This window comes from Algoriphagus machipongonensis, from assembly GCF_000166275.1.
In the GTDB taxonomy this organism is placed as follows: Bacteria; Bacteroidota; Bacteroidia; order Cytophagales; family Cyclobacteriaceae; genus Algoriphagus; species Algoriphagus machipongonensis.
On sequence record NZ_CM001023.1, the window covers coordinates 2,126,343 to 2,152,354 of the forward strand.

A 26,012-nucleotide genomic window follows, 5' to 3' on the forward strand; every position below is an offset into this window, starting at 1 on the left:
AGACAACTTTCAATTCAATTAAAAAATAAAAACTAAACACAAAGTAATTAAATTAATTAGTATTCACAACCCCCCAACTTACAACCAACAACCAACATCTAACAACTTTTTTGCTCGAATCCCTCGTCACATCTAAAACCCGCATAAAACTTCTTCTCAAGTTCTTTGCTCATGCTAATTCAGGATACCTGCGTTCTTTGGCCAAAGAATTTGATGAGTCTACTAATTCTGTTCGCGTCGAACTCAATCGCTTGACAGAAGCAGGTTTATTGGTTTCTGAGGAAGAGGGGAAAACCAAGCTTTACAAAGCCAATAAAAACCATCCCTTTTTCAATGAAATTACCAATATGGTCTCCAAATTCCTCGGACTGGATGATTTGATGGAGAGAATCGTCAAAAGAATGGGAGAGGTGGAGAAGGCTTATATTGTCGGAGACTATGCATTAGGGATAGACTCCGGAACAGTCAATATGATCTTAATAGGTAAAAACCTGGATAAGGAATACCTGGAATTCATCAAAGAAAAAACCTTTGAAAAGGTCAATAGAAAAGTGGACGTAAAAATTCTGGAGAATGACCCGGGAGACATTCAAGGAATCTTGGTTTTTGGGAAATGATAGGCTTCCTACCTACGGTAGGCAGGCTTTAAATTTTTCACTTCTAATAACTATTTCGCTCCCGCAGGGAGCCTATTTCTATAGTATTTCAACAGTATTTCCCAACTACCTCCGGCTGACAGGCTTTAAACTTTAAATCCTCCACTTTATACTTGGTGCTTGGTACTTCGTACCCCAAATACCATATACCAAATACCATTTACTCAACTCAACTTGGAACAAAAACAACATTATAAAGTAATTCAACCTACTTCAGGTTGGCAATTAATTGATTTTAAGGAGCTTTGGAGGTATAAGGACTTACTTTATTTCCTAACTCTTAGAGGTATAAAAGCTCGCTATGCCCAGTCAGTTTTAGGTGTGGCCTGGGCGATAATTCAACCATTATTTACAACGCTAGTCTTCACAGTTGTTTTTGGAAATCTGGCGAAAGTTGACTCAGATGGAATTCCATATACCCTGTTTTCCTACCTGGCACTTTGGCCCTGGAATTACTTTTCTGGAACACTTACCGAATCAGCAAATTCACTGATTCAAAATGCCAATATGATTACAAAGGTTTACTTTCCAAGAATGGTTTTGCCTTTGTCATCAATACTATCCAAACTACTTGATTTCTTGATTGCCTTTGTTGTGGTTATTGGGATGATGATTTATTATCAGGTGACGCCGGGATGGGGTTTATTGTTTTTACCATTGCTGATTGTTCAACTTTTGATGTGTAGCCTGGGAGTGGGAATGACTCTATCAGCGATGGCTGTAAAATACCGAGACGTGAAGCATGCTTTGACCTTTGTCGTCCAACTTTTACTTTATGCTGCTCCTGTGGTTTATAGTACAACCGCAGTTCCTGCAGAATATCAAAAATTCTATATTCTAAACCCCATGGTAGGTGTCATAGAAGGGTTCAGAGCTGCATTTCTTGGCCGCCCAATGCCATGGGAATGGATCTGGCCAGGCAGTATCGTAGCCATTATTCTCTTTGTTTTCGGCATGATGTACTTTCGCCGAATGGAACGAATTTTTGCTGACGTAGCATAATTACAATCCATGAGGCGATCCCGATCAAACTTTATTGTATTAATTAATCGGGATGGAGAATGGAACGAATTTTTGCTGACGTGGCATAATTACAATACATGAGGCGATCCCGATCAGATACAATTTGACAAGAAATCGGGACGCCGAATGGAACGCATATTCGCTGATGTTGCTTAACTACCCCCCAACCCCCTGAAGGGGGAGCAAGTCACGAAAAAGCTATTAGGTATTTGAAGTATAACTTATTCGCAATAAAAATTTCTCCGCCATTATAGCAATCAAATAAAGATAAGGCCAATTCACCCCTTTAGGGGTCAGGGGTAGAAAAAGGCTAACGAATTTCTAAAAAAGAATGCATCACAGAGCTTCTCCAGAAATATTTAGACGAGCTAAAGAACTCCGGATGAAATTAACTCCTTCTGAAAATATATTGTGGGAGAGAATAAGAGCAAATAGGCTTAATGACCTACACTTCAGAAGGCAACATCCTGTTTCTAAGTATATCCTAGATTTCTATTGTCATCAATATCGCTTAGGAATAGAACTAGATGGGGAAATCCATAATAAAATAGACCAAAAAGCAAGAGATGTAGCAAGGGAGGAAGACTTAAAAGCTTTGGGGATCCACATCCTTAGATTCAAAAATTCTTTTGTAATTCAAGAAACAGACGAAGTTCTCAAACTGATTTTAGTGGAAATTGAAAATCTTAACAAGTCACTTTAAAATTAAAAGAAAAAGTGATGAGAAATAGGGCCCTGTTACTCATTATTAGCTCTTCAGTAACTTAGAATTTTACCTATCTCCAATTTCTCCCCTTTAGGGGTAGGGGGTTGAACGCATATTCGCAGAGGTAGCATAAAAAGTAATCAGTTGGCAGTTGGCAGTCTCAGTTAACAGTGAGCACTGATAAGTAATTTCTTCATGACTCATACATTCCCTCTAAATGCCACATTCGAAATACTTTGTACAACTAACAACCAACAACAAATATGACCTTAGTTCCAGTCATTTCGAACGAGCGAATACTATTGAAAAAGGAAGAATAGCTAATACCGCGAGGAGAAATCTAAAAAGATTAAAATCAAACCACTTAATATTGCTTGGACTTTGGCAGAGAAATACAGAATCTTCGATTCTGAAATAGGTTTTTAAAAATAAATTTGTTCTCAATATTTCGCTCCCTCAGGGAGCCTATTTCTATAGTATTTCAAAACTATTTCCAACTTTAAACTCTAAACTCTCCACTATAAACTTTAAACTTTATAAATCTTTATAGCTCCAGGAGGGACCTTATTTCAACTAACACCTGTCCGCCGTGGCGGAACCAACAAACTATTATTCTATCAACTTTTTCTTCTCAAGAAGACTTGAATTCATCCACTAAAATCTTACCCATTAATGTACTCAGACAAGGATTATATTAAACCTACCTATAAAATAGTAGGGAGGTTTTTGAGTGAAACTTTAAAATACATACAACAAGGAAAACCTATATCTGAAGCGATAAAAGGATTTCCTGCATACTTTCATTATTGTAGGAAATATAAATATCCCTACGAAGCTGAAATGCCCTGGATCAACCATTTTGCATTTAAAAAGTTGGAATCTTTGATAAAACCTGAAATGAATGTCTTGGAATTTGGCTCAGGAGGTAGCACCATGTTTTTGAGGAATCAAGTGAATAGCATTTATTCTATTGAACATGATGCAGTTTGGTTTCAGGAAGTCGTGAAAAATTGTGGTAACCATCCAAACGTAAAACTCAATTTGCATATCCCTGAAAAGGAAAATAATGAAAACCTCCCAGATGAATATAAAAGTGTAAACGGGATGTATTGTGAAGGTTTAACATTCAAGGATTATGCACATGCTGCGGATCATTTGCCTGATGAATCTATAGATTTATTGATTATTGATGGCAGGGTAAGACCGGCCTGCCTTGTTCAAACGCTATCCAAATTAAAACCAGGAGGAATTTTATTATTTGATAATACAGAGCGTGAATCTTATCAGGCCACCATTAATAAGTATTTAAATGGTTGGAAAAGAGAAAAATATCAGGGAGTGACCGTCTGTTATGCTTTTTTTACCGAGACCAGTATTTTTTGGAAGCCTAATCAATAAACACTGAAAAATGAATTTGAAATTGTATTTTTAACCATTCATCACTCGCACAAAATTTTAAATGGTATCAGCTGTAGTTCCTGTTTTTAATGCGGAAAAGACATTAAAAAAATCTGTTGAATCTCTTTTGATTCAGCCAGAAATTAACGAGATATTTTTAGTTGATGATGGCTCAAAAGACAAATCTTATTCTATCTGCTTGGAATTAGCAGATAAATATGATCTCATTACTGTGTTACATCATCCAGGAAAAAGCAATAAAGGTGCTCCAGCTACAAGAAATCTAGGGCTTGCACATTGTAAGAATAAATGGATACAATTTCAGGATGCCGATGATGAACTCCTTCCTGGGAAAATTAAAAAGCAATTAGAATACCTTGATGAAGAAAGTTCTTTTTTAGTGGGCACTTTTTTATTTCAAAAAGATGGAAAAAGAGAGTTCCAAAACTACCTTACTGATCCATGGTCAGGTTTGTTGGGAATCAAATTTGGGATAACAATATCAAATCTGTGGAACGGTGATCTGATCAAGCAAATTGGGGGATGGAGAGAAAACCTACCAAACATGCAGGAATACTACCTGATGTTTGACCTACTAAGAATAAATTCTAAAGTTTCTTATTGCCCTGAAGCGCTTGCAGTAATGAAATTCAGAAATAATTCCATTACCAACGCCAAAAATAATAAAAAGGCTAAACAGGATAATTATTTTAAATACAGAAAGAAAGTAAGAGAATACCTGGAAAGTTGTAATGAGTTTTCATTGGTAAGAAGACACTATTATCATATCAGCACCGGAAATAATTTATCCTATCACAAACCTCCATTTGAGGTGAAAATCAACCGACTGTATTATAACCTCTACAAGAAGATGAAAGAGTTTAAATCAGTGATCACTTACCCATCCTGATTTTGGACCTGTGTTTTTGTATTTATTACATCGTACTCCCAAATACTACATACTACATCCCACATACCAAATACCCCCATACTTAGTACTTGGTACATTGTACTTAATACTTATAACATCTAAAATCAGAAATCATACATCCTAAACCCCCATTGCTCCTCTCCATTATCTCTCCAGTTTACCGTGCAGAAAATACACTTGAAGATTTGATTTCAAGAATCAAGCAAGTTTTGCCTGAGCATAAAATGGAAATAATTTTGGTAGACGACTTTAGCCCGGATAATTCCTGGCATAAAATCGAGCAACTCGCAGAAATTCATCCAGAAATAAGAGGCGTTAAATTATCCCGGAATTTTGGACAGCATTATGCGATTACTGCTGGATTGGATGCTTCAAAAGGTGATTGGGTGGTAGTAATGGATTGTGATCTGCAAGATAGACCGGAAGAAATCCCAAACTTATTAGCAAAAGCGCAGGAAGGTTTTGATGTGGTATTGGCGAGAAGAAAGAACAGGCAAGACAGCTTTTTTAAAAGGATATCTTCTAAGATTTTCTATAGAACACTCGCATGGCTAACGGGTTCGGATCAGGATGAAACCATCGCTAATTTCGGAATCTATCATCGCAAAGTCATCAATGAGGTGGTAGGAATGCGAGAAAGCATCAGATACTTTCCTACCATGGTCAAGTGGGTTGGCTTTAGGCAAAGCAGTATCGACGTAATCCATGCAGGTAGGGAGGAAGGAAACAGTAATTATGGTTATAAAAAGCTGTTCAATTTAGCTTTAGATATCATGTTAGCCTATTCGGATAAACCAATTAGGCTGACGGTAAAGTTGGGGTTGCTTGTAGCTCTAACTGGCTTTTTATTTGCCTTATATACGCTCCTAAAATACTTTCAAGGCGATATTATCGTGGCAGGCTATGCAAGTCTCATAATTTCGATATGGGTTCTCACAGGATTTCTATTAGTGACACTGGGAATGGTTGGCTTGTACATTGGAAAAACCTTTGAAGGAGTAAAAAAACGACCTATTTATATTATTGAAAAGGAGATTTAATTCCTACCTGCAGAGCATAGTTTGTTGTAGCACAGTGAGTCAGTTTTCCAATCAAAAACCCATCACTTACTTCATGAGGGTGATTTTAAACTGAACTTAGGATTATTACCTATACCGTCTTTCCTGAAAATTTCTCTTTGTCAAAACCATTGCAAAACAAAATTTCACAATTTTAAGAAGTTTATTCTCAGTGTTTTTTAATAATCTTCATAATGAAAAAGTATTCTTTGCGATCTTAATCAGTTCAGTTATTTTGAATTCTTCAAGAAATGAATTTTGCCATGATAAAGAGTGAATATTTTAAATCACCTTTGTCAAAGGTTTCCACTTTAAAGATTGAGAATGAATTTTATCGCAGTCAATGTTCGAAATATTTTTTATAAAATCACAAAACCCATTGCACATTTTTTTCATTTATCGATCACATATAGACTGCCAGAAAAAACAATTCAAGGATTAATAGACAAACTCCACCCGAGGAAATCAGGACATAAATTACGGAGGATTGGACCTAATGCAGATGGTGGTTACCTAGTTCCAGATGTATTAGAAGGAATTAAGTATTGCTTTTCCCCTGGGGTTGATATTGAATCTAGGTTTGAATTAGAACTTGCCGAAATAGGTATGCAGGTTTTTATGGCTGATTACTCCATCGAAAAGCCGAAAATTGATCATTCTAATTTTCACTTTTTGAAAAAATTTCTTGGATCCTGGGACCATGGGGAATTTATAAGTTTAGATACCTGGGTCAAAGAAAGCCTGCCAGAGGGAGATAATTCCGACTTAATATTGCAAATGGATATTGAAGGTTTTGAGTATGAATGTCTTTTTTCTATTTCCTCCCAACTACTAAAACGCTTTCGAATCATCATCATAGAGTTTCATGGTCTCGACCGATTATTTGATGGGGCTTTTTACAATCAAGCATTAAGAGCTTTTGATAAGTTGCTGGTAAATCATACAGTTGTTCATAATCACCCAAATAATATTTTCAAGCCACATAAGGTTAAAGGTATAGATTTACCGGTCTATTCGGAATTTACTTTTTTGAGGAATGATTATGTGAAAGACGAAGGGTTTGTGTCTACTTTCCCTCATCCACTGGATCGGGATTGCACGGATAAAGAGAGTTATATACTTCCTGAGATGTGGTATAGAAAGAGTTAAAACTGGAGTATTTTACTTTTCCTTTAAAATTTCTAATACCCTAGAATTGACCAGGCTAATTTATAAAAACGAAATTAAGCTTTGCAGAAATGCAGAACCCTCGATTCTGAGATATGATTGTAGTCCACAAACGCTTCTAATATCTCGCTCCCGCAGGGAGCCTATTTCAATAGTATTTCAACTGTATTTTTCCTTCAGAACTTTAAACTTGTAAAGGGAGTATATTTCTATTGTATTTCCATAGTATTTCGCCCGAAGGGCTTATTTCCACTTTCCAACTTCCCACCTACTACATACCACCTACCACATACTAAATACTACATACCACCTACTTTGTACAACCAACTTTAAACTTTCAACTTCCCACTTATAACTTCCCACTTTAAACTTATCAACTTTAACATTCAACCCCTTCCTTTCGATTCCTCCCTTTTCAACTACCCCGTAGGCAAAACGAAGGTAGATCAGGATTGGAATGAAAACTCCTTTTTGGATGCTGCATCAGAATTCCAACTCGTCTATATTTTTTCTGATTCTCCTCAGGAGTTTCAGAGTTCGGAGATTCAATTTATGGGAGAGAAGGTCACTTTTAAGAAGTTATTGAGTCAACCAAATCAGGTAGATGATATTCAGGTTTTCAACTCTACATTAAACCAACAAATTGCATCTTTGGCATTGGAGAGCGGTAAATATTCCCGGTTTAAAAAGGATGCCCGCTTAAACCTAAAGGAGTTTGAAAACTTATACCAGCACTGGATAGAAAAAGCCATTGACGAGGATATTGTCCTTACCAATAAAAGCTTGACTGCCATGGTGACAATTTCAGTGGAGGAAAAAGAAGCCAGCATAGGCTTATTGGCGGTGAATGAAAAGGAGAGAGAAAAAGGACTTGCCCGCCAACTCGTACAGTCAGCAGAAAATAGAGCTATTCATTTGGGAGCTGACAGGATGTTAATCAATACTCAGGAGCAGAATATCGCAGCATGTAATCTCTACAAATCCATGGGATACGAGGTTGCAGAAAGGGTATTTATTTATCATTATTATAATACAGCTTCCCTGAGATAAAGCTTCCTGCCTTCGGGAGGCAGGCGCTGAGATATTCCGCCTTTGGAAGAGAGATACAGCCTCGTCCCTCGGCTGAAATATAAGCTCCTTCGTCGCTTGAAATAGGCTTCGCTGAGATAGGCTTCTAAAATTATTCTGTTTCAATATCACGCTCCCGTAGGGAAACTATTTCTACAGTATTTCCATAGTATTTCGCTCCCACAGGGAGCCTATTTCCAACCTACAACTAACAACCTCCTAAATACCATATACCACATACTACATACTACCTACCACATACTACCTACCATATACCCATTCTTTGTACTTTGTACTTCGTACTTTGTACCTTAAATACCAGATACCACATCCCAAATACCACATACCCTAAACTTTGTACTTAATACATTGTACTTTGTACATCTCCTAAATCATACATCATAAATCCTACATCATACATCATACATCCCCCAACTCCTTTCAACAAACCCTACCAAACCGGTAAGGAACTGACATACATCCAAGACGCGATCAATCGTGGCAAAATCTCCGGAAATGGTCACTATACCCATCTCTGTCAGGATTTTTTTGAGAAACGGTATGGATTTCAAAAATGCCTTCTCACCACCTCCTGCACAGATGCCCTGGAGATGGCTGCTATTCTTTTGGATATCCAGCCAGGTGATGAGGTGATCATGCCGGCTTTTACCTATGTATCTACGGCGAATGCTTTTGTGCTCAGGGGAGCCAAAATAGTTTTTGTGGATAGTAAGTCTGATCATCCCAATATGGATGAAACTCGGATTGAAGAGCTAATTACTCCCAATACCAAAGCCATTGTTGTTGTCCATTATGCAGGAAAAGCCTGTGAAATGGATGCCATTATGGAGATTGCAGAGAGGCATGACCTATTTTTGGTGGAGGATGCAGCCCAGGCCATAGATAGCTTTGATGGAGAAAAACCTTTGGGAGGAATAGGACATCTGGGATGCTTCAGCTTCCATGAGACCAAAAATATCCAATGCGGAGAAGGAGGGATGCTAACGATCAATGATCCCCAATTCATCCAAAGGGCAGAGATAATCTGGGAAAAAGGAACGGATAGAGCAGCCTTCTTTCGTGGAGAAAAAAACAAATACGGTTGGGTAGATATAGGAAGTTCCTTTTTGCCATCCGAACTCAATGCTGCCTACCTCTGGGCTCAGCTGGAAAACCTAGATTCAATTCAGGAAAGAAGAAAGACGATTTGGGAGGATTACTATCACTTTTTTATCCATTCCGATAGAGAAGCTTCTATTCTACAGTCAACTTATCTAAATCAATTTCAGGAAGTTTTGGAACAAGAAAGTCTTTGGGATTCAATCCATGTTCCGGCAATTCAAAGCTCCTCCAATGCCCATGCATTTTATTTGGTGTTTGATAGCCAAGCATCTCGAACGCGATTTATAGAAGGTATGCTAGCAAAAGGAATTCTATGCATTTTCCATTACCAGAATCTGCAGAATTCAGAATATTATCAAAGCATCAGCTCAGATCAAAGGCCGTTGCCCAATGCAGATAAATACGCTGATTGCCTAGTACGATTGCCTTTGTTTTATGAGTTGGGAAAGTGAAGCAGATTTAGGATGTATGATATTAGATATAAGATGTAAGGACTTCCAACCTCCCACCTACCTCCGGTAGGCAGGCTTCCCACCTATCTACAATCGACAGGCTTTAAACTCTCAACTTTAAACTTCCCACCTCCAGCTTCCAACTTCCCATCTTCTAAATACCACATACGCCCTACTTTGTACTTGGTACCTCGTACTTCGTACACCCCACATACCAAATACCAAATACTATATACTTCATTCAACTGTCCTCCGTGTCGAATTCCACATCCAACTCCCTACTTCAACCTCTGCTTATATTTCAATAAACTATTTTTTAATGTAGCATACTCCAAGTCCTGAACAGCAATCCCTTCATCAATCGCCAAAGAAGCTGCAATTGCTGCAGATTGACCCAAAACCATAAAAACAGGTTCCATACGAATCGAGCCAAAAGCAATATGTGAAGCGCTGACACATACTGGGACGAATAGGTTTTCGGCCTCAGACTTTTTGGGAACAATAGATCTATAACTGATCGGGTAGGGGCCTCCTACATGCGCTTCAACATTTCCTTCATTTTGAACAAAGCCATTCGCGTCTACATAGCGCTGGATATTATGGGAATCCATTCCATAAGCAGCCAAGCCAATGGCATCTTCCACGACCTCAAGCCCTTCACAATGATGCTGAGTCATGACCAAGTCACTGATCATTCTTCTGGCTTCTCTGACGTACAACTGGTTCTGCCAACCATCTTCTCGTTCAAATTCATCTTTACTGGTTCCCCATCGGGAAACTTCATTTCGGATCTTTTCAGGAATTCTTGGGTGATATGCAAGCGTCCACATTAGCCCTTGCTGGTACTTTCTATGGGCTTCTACAATCTTCTCCCGCTCTTCATAACTAGCCTCTGGATAATCATAATTTTGACCAATGAAATCGGTGGAGAATCCCGCTCGGTTATTGGTATCTGTTTTTCTATTGGGCATAGATGAATTAATCCAAGGCACAGAGTTTTCTCCTGCCTCATAGTTTCTAAACAATAATTCATAATCTAACTCATCATAACCTTCAGGCTTCTCAAATGGAATTCTATTCTCTGGATGATCTGTCATACACATTCTAAAGCAATAAGCCTGAACTTTATTATCTCCCATACCATCAATTCCGGGACCTTTGAGAGAAATAAAGGGAAGCAATCCGCTATCGGGATTTCCTTTTTCTATATAAGGATCTACCCCTGGGACAAAATTATGATTGATGGCATTTCGGGAAACATGATTCTCTAAGGTAGGAGCATAATAATTTGCCTGAACTCCATTGAGTGATTCTTTGTACTTCTTGTTTCCTTCCCTTCCTACCGTGTAACTAACGCCAGCAGTAGCCATCAAATCCCCTTCATAGGTAGCATCCATAAACATTTTACCTTGGAATACTTTTCCACTTTCCATCTGAATGGAGGTAATTTTCCCATTGGATTTCTCCACTCCTTGATCTGTTCTTAGTAAGCGCTCACCATAGACAACTGTCACATCTTCCTGATCCAACATCTGTTGGTAAACTGTCAATGCTGCGGATGGCTCAAAGGTCCACATGGCATCCTCACCCTCAGCTGTGGTGGTTTGACCTCCATCTTTATATTCTTCTTTTTTCTGCCATTTCCAGTTTTCAGCTTGATTATAATAGGTTTTTATTCCCTGGTAAAACTCCCTGCTAACGCCACCAATGGCCTGTTTATTACCAATATCCGTTTGCCCTAGACCTCCAGTGGTCAGTCCACCCAATCGATTACTTGGTTCAATCAAAACTACTGATTTATCCATCCTTGAGGCTTGGATTGCTGCTGCCACCCCAGCAGAAGTTCCTCCATAGATTACCAGGTCATATTCCTGAGCTTTTACTCCGGTCAACTGGAATATCAACATTAAAAAACAAAGCAATATACGGATGGAATTCATAGGTTTTGGGGTTTTGTTAAGTAAGATTAATTCTGATTAAAAGTTTTAAGATAATGATTTTGAGAAATATTGCTTTGCTGATATTCACCTTCGTTTAAATATTGGCTCCTAGGTTTCCTGAGATACAGCTTCCTACCTTCGGTAGGCAGGTGCTGAGATATTCGGCCTTTGGTAGAGAGATACAGCCTCGTCCCTCGGCTGAAATATAAGCTCCTTCGTCGCTTGAAATAGGCTTCGCTGAGATAGGGTTCTAAAATTATTATGTTTCAATATCTCGCTCCCGCGGGGAGCCTATTTCAATAGTATTTCAACAGTATTTCCCACTTCCCACTTCCTAACCTCCAACCAACAACCAACAACCAACAACTTCAAACTTTAAACTTTTCACTTCTAACCTACCTTCGGTAGGCAGGCTTCCCACCTCCAACCTCGCAAATATCACCTACTTTGTACTTCGTACACCCCACCTACCCCATACTTTGTACTTAATACTTGGTACTTTGTACTTCCCAACCTCCAACCTCCAACTTCCAACCAACAACTCCCATCCCCCTCAGAGAGCCTATTTTCATTGTGCCTAAAAAGTTGAATAAATGACGAATTATTGTTTTTTCCCAAAGCCAATATTTGGAATCAATTTACTAATCCCTTCCATTACGATTCCTGCAGCACCTACTACTACTGTGGTTATAGCTTCGAGTTGTCCTAAAACACCTCGATTGAAATAACTGATAATCCCAATGACCAAAATGGCAAAACAGCTAAGCAACCAGCTGTAATTTGCTAGGGTGCCGTTTGATTTGGTATCTTTTTCAAACTCTTTGATCAACTCAACCGGACAATTATCAATTACAAAGTATCTAAAGACCACATCAAAAAATAAATACTTGAACTTATCCTCATCATAGACCAAGATGCCTTTTTGCGTCAGCCCGGATAAGACCGACAGATTTCTTGAATTTATAAATCCCTCTTTGGCCATGTAGTAACAGAATTTCTTTTCATAAAAGCTTAATTCCGCCCATAAATTCAGATAATATGCTTTTTTACACCGTAAACTTTTAATCAGTTTAAAGGTCTCCTCCTCATGTACTTTATCCTTGAGTAATGGTGATTCCTTTTCTTCCGCTTCTTGCTTCTCTGGAACCCCCTCTTTTGATTTCTTTGATTCCTCAAGAATAATTTTTGGCTTTATGGGTACATAATAAAATGAATAGTCACTCAGTAACTCCGTCATTTGAACGAGCTTAATATTAGTGGTTTGGGTAGCGATTCCATAGTGAAAAATGCTCAGTTCCCTGATAGAAAATCCTGAACCCAAAACCAATATCTCATCTTTGTGATCGGCCTCCCAACCAATCAGTTTTTCGGCGATTTTATCTTCTTTTCCCAGGCAGTGAATATTTTTTATCAAAACCACTTTTTTCTTATTTGGCTTCTTTAAAACCTCCTCTTTTACAGGTTCTTCACTCTTTTCAGTGGGGGTTTTTGGAAGTGATGCATTACAGTCAATGATTTCAATATCATCTTCCGCAATACCGGGTATCTTGTCAATAATCCAGGCTTTAAACAAATCGGAATCCAGACCTGTAAGAAATAATCTTCTTTCTTTTGTCTTAAGGATATCCAACTTCTTATTGGGGATGACATCACGCACAGTACTCGCAAAGCAAGTCTGTAATAGTTTTTGGGTGAGGGCATACATCCCGATCAACAATATTATTATCAGCAGGACGATCAAGAACAAACCATAGTTCCACTGCAGGTTGTATCCCAATTTCATGTTCTTGCTGACCCTGTTAAGCATTTTATAATCGGCAAATACCAATTCTTTCAATTGACCCTCAGAGAGGTCCACGATGGTGGAGGCAAAATTCCTTCTCGCCAATTCTAAATTCGGAGTAAAAATCCCCTGATTAAGAATTTCGAGCTCCTTTTTTTGCAATTGCAAAACCTCCTTTTTCTCGCCTTCCCAGATCTTGTTTTCTATGTTATTTACAGTGTCATAAACTCCAAATGCAGGTAAAAACCCTATGGAGAAAAAGAATAAAAATATAAACAGGGTGTAAAGACTTCGGGTAGCCAGTTTATCTTCCTTTTTTTCATCATCCTGCTGTGGCTCATCATCCTTTTCTGAGTCAGCCGATAATTGAGCCTTGATCCTATTTTTTTCTCTTTGAGGAATCCACCATACCACTAGTAATGAAAAAATCAGATTGAAAACGAGTACCCAAAATCGATTCTCCAGGCTGGTTCCAAATTGCCATAGGAAAAATATCTGTAGAACTATGATTGCAAGAAACATCATACATCCCCTCGAATAGGCATGCAGCATCTTTGGATGATACATCAAGGTTCTGAATGGAGTCTTTTTCCAATTGTGCTGGGATCTTTCAATAAACAGATAATAAATAAGACCAATCAAAAGCACCAGAAACAACAAGTAACCAAGTAAGAGACTAAGACTTTCCAGACCTACAACAGAAATAAACCGGTGGCCTAGGTTAAAATCTATAAAATATACCAACCAAAGCTTAGAATCGAGATTTTCAAATTCCAAAGGGACTAAAACAGCCCTGTATGCATTTCCATTCATCCTCAGGTCCATGAATTGTTTTTCCTCCGAACCCAACAAAAACCTCATTTCCTCCCATTTCTCTTTTTCGACCAAATCCTGAATAGTTTGAATAGGAGTTTTAATCTGAGAGGAATTGAAAATCAATTCTCCGCTTTGTTTCATGACCAGAAACCTTCTGGTATTGTCATAAGGCACTGATTCGGCTTGAATACCAAAAGTAAGAGCTTCAACCTGAGCATTTTGAAAGGAATTTTCCCTAGGTTTTGCCTGCGTGCTGAGTACTAGTTCAGGTTTCCCGGATCTACGGGAAAATACCCTGGTTAAAAAATATTCGTTGTCTTGGCTATCAAGAAAATATTTAAAATACTCCCGGTCTTTTACACTGATATAATTCGGGTTTCCCTCTGGTACCAGTTCTTTAAATTCTGCATCGGTAATACTATTATCGTCATATTCTTTAAAATTAATTATGGTACCTTCTTTGGAGACCAGGATTTTTTCATTCACTTCAATGATCTTCATCATATCCTCCTGTAGTTTTTCTCCAGTATGAAAGCCAGTTATTTCTTTTAGTTTACTGATTGTAGTTTCTATTTCAACTACTTTTTTCATCTCCTCATTTTCATAAGTAAACAGGTTGCCCAAGAGGAAGTAGGAGGCACTCCAACCTAATACCACAAAGAGGAAAAAAAGTGAAATGGTATTAGAAAAAATAGTTCTTTGTTTGATGACATCTCCTGATCTGATCCCTAGGAAAGAAAATACCGGAATGCCCACAACCAATAAAATAACAAGGATCAGAAGAAGTACCAGAAGGTTGTAATTGACCTTAAAGGAAGCCTGATCCAGATTGTCCTCTGAAATAGCACCAAGGATATAGAAATTTTCCCCCTCTATCTGCAATTCGGTCAAAACCGCCTGATAATTGGTGTTCAAAAGATCAAAATCCATACTACGGGTTCCTAACCTTTTAGGAGCACTGCTATCTGGGAGATTTAAAGTAATTCCTGCCCATTTTTTGGGATGTTGAATTACTCCTGCAGAATCCAGGAACATCAATTGATCAAAAAAAGAATTTAGGGCCCGGTCTTTTTTATAGAGATCTTCGATAGGAAATGAAGCATCAAACTGGATATTTTCATTTTGTAATATTAGAGAGTTAAAGGGGATGCCAAAGGTTTTCGAAAGTGCTCTTTGAACGCTCAGATTAAAAGGAGTTAACCATTCCGACAATCTATTTCCATTGATATTTTCAATGTGCAGTTTCCCCTGGGACACTCGAAGGGTAGACTGTTTTTCAGGCTTCTTCGAAATAGAAATCTGGTATTCAAATTGGGAATCTTTGGTAATAGTCTCGGCAAAAAGAGCCATTTTCATTAATCCCAATTCAGATTTATTGCTGATTAAAATCTGAATCTTCAATTGTTCCAATATTTCATCTTTGGAAGCGGAATAGGCATCTAAGATGTTTTTTTTAACCAAGAGCATGTTTTGCTCCACGGTGGATTCCAGTTCTTTTCTGTTTTCCTGGGATTGGTGAAATAAAAAAATCATCAAAATACCCAAGAAACACATCAGGCTCAGGCCTAATCCAAAAGTTTTGCTCTTTGTCATGCCTAAAAGCTTTTATTTAAAAATGATTACCAAAGAAGAATTTTATGCCCCAGAAATCGGATAATCCTTAAAAATCCAGTTATCTGTATTTAGTAAAAATTAATAAGAGAAATCTTATTGTACTTAAAATCAATGTATTATAAATATAAAGATTTTTTAAATCAGGCTAAAATTTGTACTTCAAAATCAAGCGAAGAGCAATGATAAATCAAATAATAGAGTCAAAGTTTGCGAATCCAACTCAACCGAGTAAATTTATTACTCAGTCAGCAATTTGTCATTTCGACTTCCTCGATAGCTATCGGGAGGAGAAATCTCAATCCTATAATTTGAGTGTAATGAAAGTCTCAAATGAGACAAAGAAATAATGGGACTGAAAAAGCGGACCTGCCTCCCGCAGCGTGAGCTATGTAATTCCTGATAATTGGGACTGAAAGGGCGAAGCCATATCCAGTAAGCAGTGATCAGTAAACAGTCTCAGTAGTCAGTCTCAGTAACCAGTTCGCTTCACGTACTAAATACCAAATACTAGATACTTGATACTAGGTACTTTGTACATCTCATAGTGATTAGTAGGCAGTCTCAGTAAGCAGTGATCAGTGTCGAGTTAACAGTTTACTAAATACTCCATCTTTCCTATTTCAGACTTCGTACTTGGTACTTTGTACTTTGTACTTTGTACCTTAAATACTACATACCAAATACCACATACCTTGTACTTAGAACCAAAACAGTAAACTTTCCCAATTAGCCTTCTGACTTAAAACCTTGCTGTTCAATTCTTTTTCTTTCCTGATATAAATTCTTTTGGCAATAAGATTTCTCTTTATTCGTAAAAGTAAGCCTTACCAATATTTAAAGGATAAATTCCTGTACGGTAGGGCTTATATCCAGTATAAATTAAATCCATATCCAGAAGAAGTAGGAGAGAATCCTATTTTTATTTTTAACCATATACCGAAATGTGGAGGGACTAGTTTGGTATTAATTTTAGGTAAATGGTTTTACTTGAGAAAGGATTATTCTCCACTTGATATTAAATATCCTAACAGGAATGATTTTTTGGACGCCTATGAAAACTTTAAAAATTCTCAACCTGAAATATTTTATTTAAAACCATGGGAAATCATAGTTGGACACTACTATATTTCTGAGATTAGATTGAGTGAAAGATTTCCAGGTATATATAACAACTTAAATGTAAATAAAATAACTTTTGTTAGAGACCCATTAAGTCATCATCTTTCCTTATTTAAATTTGGAAAAGAAAGAGGTCATAATTTTGTTAAAGGCATGGAACTTACAGATTATCTTCATGAGGACAGTAATTACATGGCAAAATCCCTTGAATGTACTCAGGAAAATTATAAATCAATTATTGATAGTTATTTTTTTGTTGGAATAGTTGAAAGATATGATGATTCTATTAAGGTACTTTCAAAATTGTTGGGAAAGGATCAGAGAATAGATATACCTAATAAAAACACAACTAATTCAAAAAGTCTCTATCAAAATCTTTCAAAAGAAGATATTGATTTATTTAAAATTAATAATTCCTTGGATTACAATATCTATAATTATTGTAATTCAATATTTAATAATAATTATTGTAATATTTTAGATTAATCAATGTAATGACCTTACTGAAAATTTTAAAAAAATGGGTATAGTTTCTTTTTCAATTCCGAAAAACTTGGTTGTTAAGTTAATTGAATTTAAAAAAATCGACTATTTCGTAGAAACAGGAACTTATAAAGGTGGTACATGTTTTTGGGCAGCTCAATATTTTGAAAAAGTACTTACTATTGAAATAGACGAGAATATTTCTATGCAAACTTCGTCAAAACATAATTGTCCAAATAATATTGAATTTTTTATTGGTAATAGTAAGGACGTTCTTCCTGATATAGTACATTCTAGAATTAAGAATAGCTCATCTTTTTTTTGGTTAGATGGACATTGGTGTAAAGGGGGAAGTGGTAAAGAAGAAGAATGCCCATTACTAGAAGAATTAGATGCTATTAAAAGCTTAAAAGATCCAGTAATATTTATTGATGATGCAAGATGCTTTCTAGGTCCTTTACCTTCTCCTCATGACTCTAATCAATGGCCTAGAGTTGATGACATATTTAATAAAGTAAGTAAAATATTCCCAAGCCATCGATTTACGATTCAGGATGATGTCATTATGGTTATTCCACAAGAATATATGTCTGTTTTTGATAGCGAATGGAAAAAGAGTTTTAATGACAGGTTTTCAAATAAGAAAAGTGTTAGCTTATTAGACAAGATTAAAAATAAGATTAAACTTTTGTGAAGCTACTAATAAATAGAATTTTAAATAAACTTGGATACTCGATTACAAAGGCTCCTTTGGTGATTAATGGTATAAAAGTTGAATACAATTTCCTTGAAAAGCATTCATGGATTGTCAAATATAATATTTCTACAATTTTAGATATAGGAGCAAATAAGGGGCAATTTGCGGCAAGATTTCGGATACTATTTCCGAAGGCAAAGATTTATTCTTTTGAGCCAATTCCAGAAATTTTCGAACATTTATGTGCTCGATTTAAATTAGATGAAAATTTTAAAGCTTTCAATTTAGGCTTGGGCAATAAATCCGGGAAAATTGATTTTTTTCAAAATGAATTTTCTGATTCGTCAAGTGCTTTTCCAATGAAAGGTCTTCATAAAAGTAATTTCCCAAAAACAATTCACGAAAAGCAAATTAGAATTGATGTTGAGCGATTGGATGATGTTATGAATGATATTTCATTTGCCCAACCTTTACTTATTAAAATTGATGTTCAAGGCTTTGAAGAGATGGTAATACTAGGAGGACTAAAAACTCTTTCTAAAGCTGAGATTGTAATAGTTGAAGTGTCATTTTTTGAACTTTATGAAAATCAAGTCTACTTCGAAACTATATATAATCACATGAAAAGCTTATTCTTCAGTTTTAAAGGAAACTTTGAACAATTAATATCACCAATTGATGGATGCGTCCTTCAAGCAGACGCTATTTTTGTTAGAGATAATGTCTGATAGAATTGATCTCTCTATTATTATTCCAAATTTTAACTCTGGTAAATTTCTAGAGAATACTTTAAGTAGTATTTTTCTTAAAAAGACTTGTTTTTCATTTGAAGTTTTGATTATTGATAATAATTCTTCTGATAATCCTTTTCAATATGTTAAAAAGTTTCCCTTAGAATCTATTCTGTTTTGTTCTGATAAGGATAATGGTGTTTATGAGGCAATGAATAAAGGAGTGAAATTAGCAAAAGGAAATTGGATTATTTTTTTGGGAGCAGGAGACGAATTAAAAGTTGAATCAGTAAATCAAATCGAATTCAACCCATTACAGAATTTGAAACTTATATATGGAAATACCTTACTTCTTAAAAACAAAAAAACGTATGATGGAGAATTTAGCCTTTTGAAATTAATGAAGCGAAATATATCGCATCAAGCTATTTTTTATCATCATTCTCTTTTTCTAGAAAATGGTAGTTTCGATACAGAATATAGAATAGCTGCAGATTATATGTATAATTTAAAAGTCTTTTTAAATACATCAATAAAAGTTCAATATGTACCCTTAGTAGTTTCTCATTTTTTAGGAGGTGGGCTTTCAGATATTAAAAGAGATGACTTATTTCAGGAAAATAAATTATTGTTAATAAATAAATTAGTTTTAAAAAGCTTAAGTTGGAATGGTTTTATTTCTCTCATTAGTTATAATCTTTATTATTTAAAGAAATTTATTCAATTTAGAATTGGTTAAGATTGATATTTCAGTTGTATTGCTAACTTATAATCAAGAAGCATATGTGAATAAATCAATAGATTCTATTCTTAACCAAAAGTTTTCTGGGTCTTTGGAAATAATAGTAGTAGACGATTGTTCTGATGATCATACTTTTGAAATAATTCAATCTAAAAAGCCTATTAATTCCGTCTTGATTCGAACCTATTCAAATAAGGTTAATCTTGGACTAGCTAAAAATTATGAAAAAGCCATCTTCAAAGCTAATGGAAAATATATTGCATACCTTGAAGGTGATGATTATTGGACCGATCCTTTTAAGCTTCAAAAACAATTTGAGTTTTTAGAGAAACACCCTGAATGTGTGCTCTCATTTCATGATTTTGTGACAATTGATAAAAATGATAAAATAATTTCTGATAAGAACCTTCTTAATAAATCTATTAAAAAAAATAGAAGTAAAAAGGAAATGGTAATGGGCTGCTTAATACATCAAAATACGATGGTTTTTAGAAATGTGGTTAGAAAATTTCCATTGGGTTTTTTTAAGGCAAGAAATCATGATACTTTTTTTATATCCTTTTTATCAAATTGGGGAACGGCAGGATATGTTGAATGCGACCCTCTTCATTATAGGATAATTGAAAATTCTTTATGGTCAAGTTTGTCAACAAGAAAGAAGCATATTAATGGATTAATCACTTATTTATGGATTTTTTCTATTGTAAAGCCAAGTTTTTATTTTGTACTACTAAATAAAATTTTACTTAAAATGAAATATATCTTATTAAGATTTTAAAATTAATTTTATGTTTCGATTTATTAATTATTTTGAGAAAAGAAGGTAATTTAAATTTAGTTCTTTAATACTTTAGCTTTTTTAAACTCCTATTAATTGTGAAAAGAGTAGTCTATAATCGATTTCGGAATCTAATATTTAGATTTATTAATGCATTGGGGAGTTTTTTTGATTTCTCAGTTACGTCAAGAGTTGAAAAAGAAAATGTTCTAAAATTAATAGAACTTCTTCATCCTAAAATATCTAATAAACCTTTAATAAGGCTTGGTCCTGCCAGAGATGGTGGGTATTTAATTCCTGACGATTTAGAAGGCATAAGTGCTTGTTTTTCTCCTGGTGTTGATTTGGAATCTGGATTTGAGTATAATTTAGCTGAACATGGAATTAATGTTTATATGTGTGACTATACAGTCGAAAAACCTAAATTATATCATCCCAATTTTCATTTTATCAAAAAACACTTGTCATCAAAAAACAATGATCAATTTATGACAATTGATACTTGGGTAAATGAAGTTCTTCCTAATGATAAGTCGTCTGACCTTATTCTTCAGATGGATATTGAAGGGTTTGAATTTGAATGTATATTTTCTTTATCTCAATCTTTACTTAATCGGTTTAGAATTATTGTGATTGAATTTCATGAAATACATCGTTTGTTTGACAAAAGTTATTTCAAATTTTTTAAAGCTGCAATTGAAAAGTTATTAGAAAATCACAGTGTTGTCCATATTCATCCTAATAACATCAAAACTCCAAAAAAAATAAATGGAATTGAATTATATCATTTTATGGAATTTACTTTTGTTAGAAATGATCATGTTAAATTAGAATCTTTTTCTAAAGAATTTCCTAACCATTTGGATAGAGATAATACATTCAATAAAGGTGTTATTTTATCTAATAATTGGTTTAGATAATTGGTACTTATTAAAATTAAATTTGTTGATCACTATAATGGATTTAATCCTGAATCGGATAGAATCTTTACTTTTCTAAAACGTCATTTTCCTGTTGTTCTTACAGAAAGTGATCCAGATTTTATTATTTATTCTTCTTGGGGTTCCGAACATTTACATTATGATTGTCCAAAGATCTTCTATACCGGTGAGAATCATCGGCCTAATTTTTTTCTTTGTGATTACGCTTTAGGTTTTGATTTCCTAAATAGAACAGATTATTTAAGAGTACCGCTATATTCGATATTATGGTATTATGATTTTTCTACATTACTATTTCCAAAGCAACAACAAATCCTAGATCAAAACCCCAAAACCAAATTTTGCTGCTTTGTCGCTTCCAATGCAGGGGCGATGGAACGAAATAATTTTTTTAAAAAGCTAAGCAACTACTTACCTGTAGATTCAGGAGGTAAGGTATTAAATAATGTCGGTGGGCCAGTTCCAGATAAAATCCAGTTTATGAAACCCTATAAATTTTGTATCGCATACGAAAACAGTTCATACCCCGGTTATGTGACTGAAAAAATCATGGATTGTTTTATAGCAGGTTGTATTCCGATTTATTGGGGGAGTACTTGCATAGAAAAGGATTTTAACCCTAAAAGGATTTTAAATAGGCTTGATTACAAATCAGATGAAGAATTGATTGCAGAAATAAAGTATTTGAATGAAAATCATTCAGCATATAATGAATTTATAGCTCAACCAATTTTCACAAACAATCAGTTTACTGAATATTTTGATGAAAGTAGATTAGTTAAATTTTTTGAAAAAATCTTTAATGGTCCAAGTGAGTCAAGATCTAAAGGCATTCGAAAATATATAGGTCTGTCACTTCGCTTTAATAAAATGATATATAGCCGAATAAAGAAAAAACTCGGATACACTGGACGTGTGTGGTACTAAGAAAAAAGTTATGAGCAATACTGTAATTCGAGTAGAAGATCTTTCGAAGAGGTATAGGTTAGGTTTGAAAGAAAAGCAAGCTGATACCTTAGCTGGCCAGGTGGCAAACCTTATTAAATCGCCTTGGCAGAATCTTAAGAGACTTCGGGCCTTGAATAAATTTGGAGTGGAAGATGAATCTGTTTTTTGGGCGCTCAAAGACATCAATTTTGAGGTAATGGAGGGAGAAGTTTTAGGGATTATCGGAAAAAATGGCGCAGGTAAATCCACCCTACTGAAAATCCTCTCCCAGATTACAGACCCTACTTCTGGGAAAATTGAAATCCGTGGAAGGGTTGCTTCCCTCTTAGAGGTGGGAACTGGATTTCATCCGGAACTTTCAGGACGAGAAAACATCTATATGAATGGAACTATTCTGGGAATGACCCGAAAAGAAATTGATAGTAAACTGGATGAAATTATTGATTTCTCAGGAGTGGAAAAGTTTATTGATACACCAGTTAAGTTTTATTCTTCAGGTATGAAAGTCCGTTTGGGGTTTTCAGTAGCTGCTCATTTGGAACCTGAAATACTTATAATTGATGAAGTACTAGCTGTGGGAGATTATGAGTTTCAAAAGAAATGCTTAGGTAAGATGGAGGATGTAGCAGGTCAAGGTAGAACAGTATTGTTTGTAAGTCATAATATGGGAGCAATTCAAAACTTAACCAAAAATTCAATATTGTTAGAAAGTGGAAAAATTAAACTGCGTGATAGTACAAGAAATGTTGTGGATGCCTACATAAGTTTAGGATTTAATTATTCAGTAAAAAATATTGAAGGTGAGAGCTTTTTTTCTAAAGTGATTCCTTTATATCTTGCCAATGACACTGCTTTTAGATTTAATTCTGAATTAAAATTTCTAATTTATTTTGATCAAATAAAACCATTACCAAGCAATTTTAGAATTGGATTTACAATTTCCTCAATTGATGATATTAATATAATTTCTGGTATTTCGAACTATTTGGAAAGAGACCAAAATGAAATGAAATATGAACTTACAATTAAAAATTCTGGATTGGTTGAAGGAAATTATAAACTTTCATTATCTGTTGGAATAGGGAGTTTATTCGAGGCAAGGAAGGAGCTCGAAGTATGTAGAGATGTATCAATTTTTTCAATAATTAATTCTCAAGTAGGAGGGTTGTCTTTATTTAATTGGCATAAATCATATGGAATGGCTGTTAAGAATGAAAACGATGTAACCTTAACTTATCGTGAAAATAATAAATAGAATAAAAACATATTACAATATTTTTAAAAATCGAAATAATGTAAATAGATTTCTTGAAATAGGGCCTGGAGAAAGTAGGTTGAAAGGATTTGAAACGATGAATATTGTAAATTCAAAAGTTACTGACTATATATTAGATGCTAGATCCAAATTACCTTTTCCAGATGAAACTTTTGATGTTATTTATGCAAGTCATATTTTGGAGCATATTCCATGGTATCAGACAAGTTATGTGTTAAATGAATGGCAACGAATATTAAAAAGAAATGGTAGATTAGAAATATGGGTTCCAAATGGATATAAAATTGCAAAAGCTTTTGTAGATGCCGAAAATGGATATAATTATATCGAAGAAGATGGGTGGTATAAATTTAATGAAATTAAAGACCCTTGTATATGGGCAAATGGAAGAATTTTTACTTATGGTGATGGAAAAGGAACTCTTGGTCACCCGAATTGGCATTTATCTTTATTTTCGTCTCGGTATTTAAAAAAATTATTAATTGAAGCGGGGTTTGATAAGGTAAGAATTATGAATTCTGATGAAGTTAGAGGGTATGACCACAAATGGATAAATTTAGGTGTATCGGGTTGCAAGTTATAAAAGATTAAATTATAGATCATTTGATGATCTACACCAAACTATAAGTCAGAATATTTCAAAAATTGATTTTGAAGTTGATTTAGTAGTTGGTGTACCTCGAAGTGGAATAATACCAGCAACTATAATATCACTTCTTCTACATAAACCATTTGTTACTCTCACGGAGTTTATAAATGAATTTGAACCCATTGGAGGAATGAGAACTTCTGGATTTCAATATCGAAAGAAGAATGTGTTATTAGTTGATGATTCGATAAACAGTGGAAATGCTATTAATCAAGTTAAAAAGTCTATTTCTCTATTTCATGATATTGATTTTAAATTTGCAGCAATTTATTCTACTCCAGATGCATCAAATAAGATTGATGTGTTTTTTGAAATAGTAAATTCACCTAGAATATTTCAATGGAATGTTTTAAATTCTTGGATTTACTCTAAATCATGTGTTGATATTGACGGAGTCCTCTGTGAAGATCCTACTGAATATGAAAATGACGATTCTTTAAATTATATTCATTTTTTATTAAATGCTAAACCTAAATATATCCCCCCTGTCCCTGTCGATATTTTAGTTACTAATAGGTTGGAAAAATATAGAAAAGAGACTGTTATTTGGTTAAATAAAAATGGTATTAAGTATAATGAATTACATATGTCTCCCCACAAGTCTAAAATTGAAAGACAGAGAGCCAAGGATTACAGTAGTTTTAAAGCTAATGTTTATTTAAAAAATAAAAGTAAATCATTATTGTTTATAGAAAGTTCATATAATCAAGCTGTTAGTATAAATTCTATCACGAAACTGCCTGTTTTTTGTATTGAATCAATGAGTTTAATAGATGAGTTTGTTAACCAAGATAAATTTCAATATTTGAAAACGAAATATTTTAATAAAATCTGGAAATTTTTTGGTGTAGATGTGTGAAAGTTTTTTAGTATCTGTACTTATTCCGAACTATAATAAAGTATTGTATCTGGAAGAGTGCTTGGACTCAGTTTTGGCTCAATCTTATTCCAATTGGGAATGTATCATTGTAGATGATCATAGTACTGATGATTCATGGAATATTATTGAATCGTTCTCAAAAAGAAATAAAAGGTTTCAAGCTTACCAAAGACCATCTTACCTACCAAAGGGAGGAAATGTTTGTAGGAAATTTGCTCTTTCTAGATCAAAAGGAACCCATATTTTATTTTTAGATTCTGATGATGTATTGATGCCCTTTTGTTTAGCTCAGCGGATTCAAAAGATTGAAGAAAATCAATACTTAGATTTTTGGGCGTTCTCTACTGCACTTTTTCAAGAAAAAGTGTCTGATGCCAAATTTCTTTGGAACATTGATCATGAAAAGGAGTCTGATCTTACTAGGTTTTTGAGAATGGATGCATTATGGCAAACTTCTGGAGCTATTTACGAGCGTACATTTCTCATTCATTTGAATGGGTTGAATTCTTCTCGAATGTTTTGGCAGGATTATGAATTGCATTTAAAAGCATTGATATCTACAGAGAACTATAGGAAATTTTTTGATTTACCGCCAGATGTTTTTATTCGAGATGGGGATAAGTCTTCCTTAAGTAGATCTACACCATTTACTGCTGATATTGATATTTTAAAAGAAAGGATTGAGTTTTTAGAGGAAATCATAAATTTTGCAACTGAAAACGGTAAGGATTTCTCTCCTAAAGAATTTCATTCCATATTTTCGTTTCAATATTTTTTAATTCTACAACTTTTTTTGAAGCACGGGGAGTTTTCACTTTTTAAAGAAAAATGGAAACTTTACGCTTATCAAAAAAAAATTTCATTTCATGCATATTTGAAGGGGTATTATATAGCTGCAAAATTGAAGCTTTCAAACAGGCTTAAAAGTGTGACTATTAGGCCTAATAGAAAACAAAAAATTGACTTTCCTGATTTCCTAATTTTGGATAAGATTGAAATAGGAAAGCATCCAATAAAGTTCCAAAGTTAAAATT

The 26,012-nt window shown here is 34.8% G+C and carries 23 protein-coding genes; 20 read left to right on the top strand and 3 right to left on the bottom strand.

The window, feature by feature from the left end:
• Window positions 1-110 precede the first annotated feature (110 nt).
• The 9 genes from ALPR1_RS08965 (at window position 111) to rffA (ending at window position 9,581) form a co-directional block, all read left to right on the top strand.
• Window positions 111-617, top strand: a complete 507-nt coding sequence (locus ALPR1_RS08965; protein WP_040302692.1) for a winged helix-turn-helix domain-containing protein — start codon at window positions 111-113, stop codon at window positions 615-617.
• A gap of 213 nt (window positions 618-830) precedes the next feature.
• Entirely contained in the window at window positions 831-1,658 is an 828-nt protein-coding gene (locus ALPR1_RS08970; protein ID WP_008200094.1) for an ABC transporter permease, read from the top strand.
• Window positions 1,659-2,010: 352 nt separating this feature from the next.
• On the top strand, window positions 2,011-2,382 hold the full coding sequence (locus ALPR1_RS08975) for an endonuclease domain-containing protein (RefSeq protein ID WP_008200096.1): 372 nt from the start codon (window positions 2,011-2,013) through the stop codon (window positions 2,380-2,382).
• A 675-nt stretch (window positions 2,383-3,057) separates the two neighbouring features.
• On the top strand, window positions 3,058-3,783 hold the full coding sequence (locus tag ALPR1_RS08980) for a class I SAM-dependent methyltransferase (protein WP_008200097.1): 726 nt from the start codon (window positions 3,058-3,060) through the stop codon (window positions 3,781-3,783).
• 61 nt (window positions 3,784-3,844) lie between these two features.
• Window positions 3,845-4,693, top strand: coding sequence for a glycosyltransferase family 2 protein (locus ALPR1_RS08985; protein ID WP_008200098.1), 849 nt, complete (start codon window positions 3,845-3,847; stop codon window positions 4,691-4,693).
• A gap of 152 nt (window positions 4,694-4,845) precedes the next feature.
• Window positions 4,846-5,754, top strand: a complete 909-nt coding sequence (locus ALPR1_RS08990; RefSeq protein WP_008200099.1) for a glycosyltransferase family 2 protein — start codon at window positions 4,846-4,848, stop codon at window positions 5,752-5,754.
• A 342-nt stretch (window positions 5,755-6,096) separates the two neighbouring features.
• Window positions 6,097-6,921 carry an FkbM family methyltransferase gene (locus ALPR1_RS20285; protein ID WP_008200100.1) on the top strand — a complete coding sequence of 275 codons (825 nt, stop codon included), beginning with the start codon at window positions 6,097-6,099 and terminating at the stop codon, window positions 6,919-6,921.
• 489 nt (window positions 6,922-7,410) lie between these two features.
• Window positions 7,411-7,989 carry a GNAT family N-acetyltransferase gene (locus ALPR1_RS09000; RefSeq protein ID WP_008200101.1) on the top strand — a complete coding sequence of 193 codons (579 nt, stop codon included), beginning with the start codon at window positions 7,411-7,413 and terminating at the stop codon, window positions 7,987-7,989.
• 497 nt (window positions 7,990-8,486) lie between these two features.
• The gene (gene rffA, locus ALPR1_RS09005) at window positions 8,487-9,581 is read left to right on the top strand and encodes a dTDP-4-amino-4,6-dideoxygalactose transaminase (protein ID WP_237701654.1); all 1,095 of its coding nucleotides are present in this window, start codon (window positions 8,487-8,489) and stop codon (window positions 9,579-9,581) included.
• An 83-nt stretch (window positions 9,582-9,664) separates the two neighbouring features.
• Here rffA and ALPR1_RS20805 read toward each other — a convergent pair whose 3' ends face one another.
• The 3 genes from ALPR1_RS20805 to ALPR1_RS09015 form a co-directional block, all read right to left on the bottom strand.
• Window positions 9,665-9,826, bottom strand: a complete 162-nt coding sequence (locus ALPR1_RS20805; protein WP_153231787.1) for a hypothetical protein — start codon at window positions 9,824-9,826, stop codon at window positions 9,665-9,667.
• Between the two features lie 33 nt (window positions 9,827-9,859).
• Window positions 9,860-11,521, bottom strand: a complete 1,662-nt coding sequence (locus ALPR1_RS09010; RefSeq protein ID WP_008200104.1) for an FAD-dependent oxidoreductase — start codon at window positions 11,519-11,521, stop codon at window positions 9,860-9,862.
• A 601-nt stretch (window positions 11,522-12,122) separates the two neighbouring features.
• Window positions 12,123-15,713, bottom strand: coding sequence for a hypothetical protein (locus ALPR1_RS09015; protein ID WP_008200106.1), 3,591 nt, complete (start codon window positions 15,711-15,713; stop codon window positions 12,123-12,125).
• Window positions 15,714-16,520: 807 nt separating this feature from the next.
• On the opposite strand from ALPR1_RS09015, the gene ALPR1_RS09020 reads away from it, so the two are divergent.
• From ALPR1_RS09020 to ALPR1_RS20295, 11 genes are all read left to right on the top strand, one after another.
• Window positions 16,521-17,339 (top strand): sulfotransferase family 2 domain-containing protein, encoded by an 819-nt coding sequence (locus ALPR1_RS09020; protein ID WP_008200108.1) that lies wholly within the window; start codon window positions 16,521-16,523, stop codon window positions 17,337-17,339.
• A 34-nt stretch (window positions 17,340-17,373) separates the two neighbouring features.
• Window positions 17,374-18,030, top strand: coding sequence for a class I SAM-dependent methyltransferase (locus tag ALPR1_RS09025; protein WP_008200109.1), 657 nt, complete (start codon window positions 17,374-17,376; stop codon window positions 18,028-18,030).
• Window positions 18,027-18,761, top strand: coding sequence for an FkbM family methyltransferase (locus ALPR1_RS09030; protein ID WP_008200110.1), 735 nt, complete (start codon window positions 18,027-18,029; stop codon window positions 18,759-18,761). Before ALPR1_RS09025 ends, ALPR1_RS09030 begins: the two co-directional genes overlap by 4 nt.
• Window positions 18,754-19,503, top strand: coding sequence for a glycosyltransferase (locus ALPR1_RS09035; protein ID WP_008200111.1), 750 nt, complete (start codon window positions 18,754-18,756; stop codon window positions 19,501-19,503). Before ALPR1_RS09030 ends, ALPR1_RS09035 begins: the two co-directional genes overlap by 8 nt.
• Window positions 19,496-20,284, top strand: coding sequence for a glycosyltransferase (locus ALPR1_RS20290; protein ID WP_008200112.1), 789 nt, complete (start codon window positions 19,496-19,498; stop codon window positions 20,282-20,284). Before ALPR1_RS09035 ends, ALPR1_RS20290 begins: the two co-directional genes overlap by 8 nt.
• A 98-nt stretch (window positions 20,285-20,382) precedes the next feature.
• The gene (locus ALPR1_RS09045; protein ID WP_153231789.1) at window positions 20,383-21,204 is read left to right on the top strand and encodes an FkbM family methyltransferase; all 822 of its coding nucleotides are present in this window, start codon (window positions 20,383-20,385) and stop codon (window positions 21,202-21,204) included.
• A complete protein-coding gene (locus ALPR1_RS09050; RefSeq protein ID WP_008200114.1) occupies window positions 21,205-22,152 on the top strand; it encodes a glycosyltransferase family 10 domain-containing protein in 948 nt (315 codons plus the stop codon). It begins immediately after the preceding gene.
• A 10-nt stretch (window positions 22,153-22,162) separates the two neighbouring features.
• A complete protein-coding gene (locus ALPR1_RS20995; protein ID WP_008200116.1) occupies window positions 22,163-23,428 on the top strand; it encodes an ABC transporter ATP-binding protein in 1,266 nt (421 codons plus the stop codon).
• Window positions 23,412-24,032 (top strand): class I SAM-dependent methyltransferase, encoded by a 621-nt coding sequence (locus tag ALPR1_RS09060; protein ID WP_008200117.1) that lies wholly within the window; start codon window positions 23,412-23,414, stop codon window positions 24,030-24,032. Before ALPR1_RS20995 ends, ALPR1_RS09060 begins: the two co-directional genes overlap by 17 nt.
• On the top strand, window positions 24,010-24,957 hold the full coding sequence (locus ALPR1_RS09065; RefSeq protein ID WP_008200118.1) for a phosphoribosyltransferase family protein: 948 nt from the start codon (window positions 24,010-24,012) through the stop codon (window positions 24,955-24,957). Before ALPR1_RS09060 ends, ALPR1_RS09065 begins: the two co-directional genes overlap by 23 nt.
• A complete protein-coding gene (locus ALPR1_RS20295) occupies window positions 24,950-26,008 on the top strand; it encodes a glycosyltransferase family 2 protein (protein WP_050776383.1) in 1,059 nt (352 codons plus the stop codon). The genes ALPR1_RS09065 and ALPR1_RS20295 overlap by 8 nt, the downstream gene beginning before the upstream one ends.
• Window positions 26,009-26,012 lie beyond the last annotated feature (4 nt).

Bases quoted from the DNA above. Each gene is read 5' to 3' on its own strand.
- ALPR1_RS08975 (WP_008200096.1), top strand. From the start codon at position 2,011: ATGCATCACAGAGCTTCTCCAGAAATATTTAGACGAGCTAAAGAACTC.
- ALPR1_RS08980 (WP_008200097.1), top strand. From the start codon at position 3,058: ATGTACTCAGACAAGGATTATATTAAACCTACCTATAAAATAGTAGGG.
- ALPR1_RS08985 (WP_008200098.1), top strand. From the start codon at position 3,845: ATGGTATCAGCTGTAGTTCCTGTTTTTAATGCGGAAAAGACATTAAAA.
- ALPR1_RS20285 (WP_008200100.1), top strand. From the start codon at position 6,097: ATGAATTTTATCGCAGTCAATGTTCGAAATATTTTTTATAAAATCACA.
- ALPR1_RS09010 (WP_008200104.1), bottom strand. From the start codon at position 11,521: ATGAATTCCATCCGTATATTGCTTTGTTTTTTAATGTTGATATTCCAG.
- ALPR1_RS09015 (WP_008200106.1), bottom strand. From the start codon at position 15,713: ATGACAAAGAGCAAAACTTTTGGATTAGGCCTGAGCCTGATGTGTTTC.
- ALPR1_RS09025 (WP_008200109.1), top strand. From the start codon at position 17,374: ATGGGTATAGTTTCTTTTTCAATTCCGAAAAACTTGGTTGTTAAGTTA.
- ALPR1_RS09035 (WP_008200111.1), top strand. From the start codon at position 18,754: ATGTCTGATAGAATTGATCTCTCTATTATTATTCCAAATTTTAACTCT.
- ALPR1_RS20995 (WP_008200116.1), top strand. From the start codon at position 22,163: ATGAGCAATACTGTAATTCGAGTAGAAGATCTTTCGAAGAGGTATAGG.
- ALPR1_RS20295 (WP_050776383.1), top strand. From the start codon at position 24,950: ATGTGTGAAAGTTTTTTAGTATCTGTACTTATTCCGAACTATAATAAA.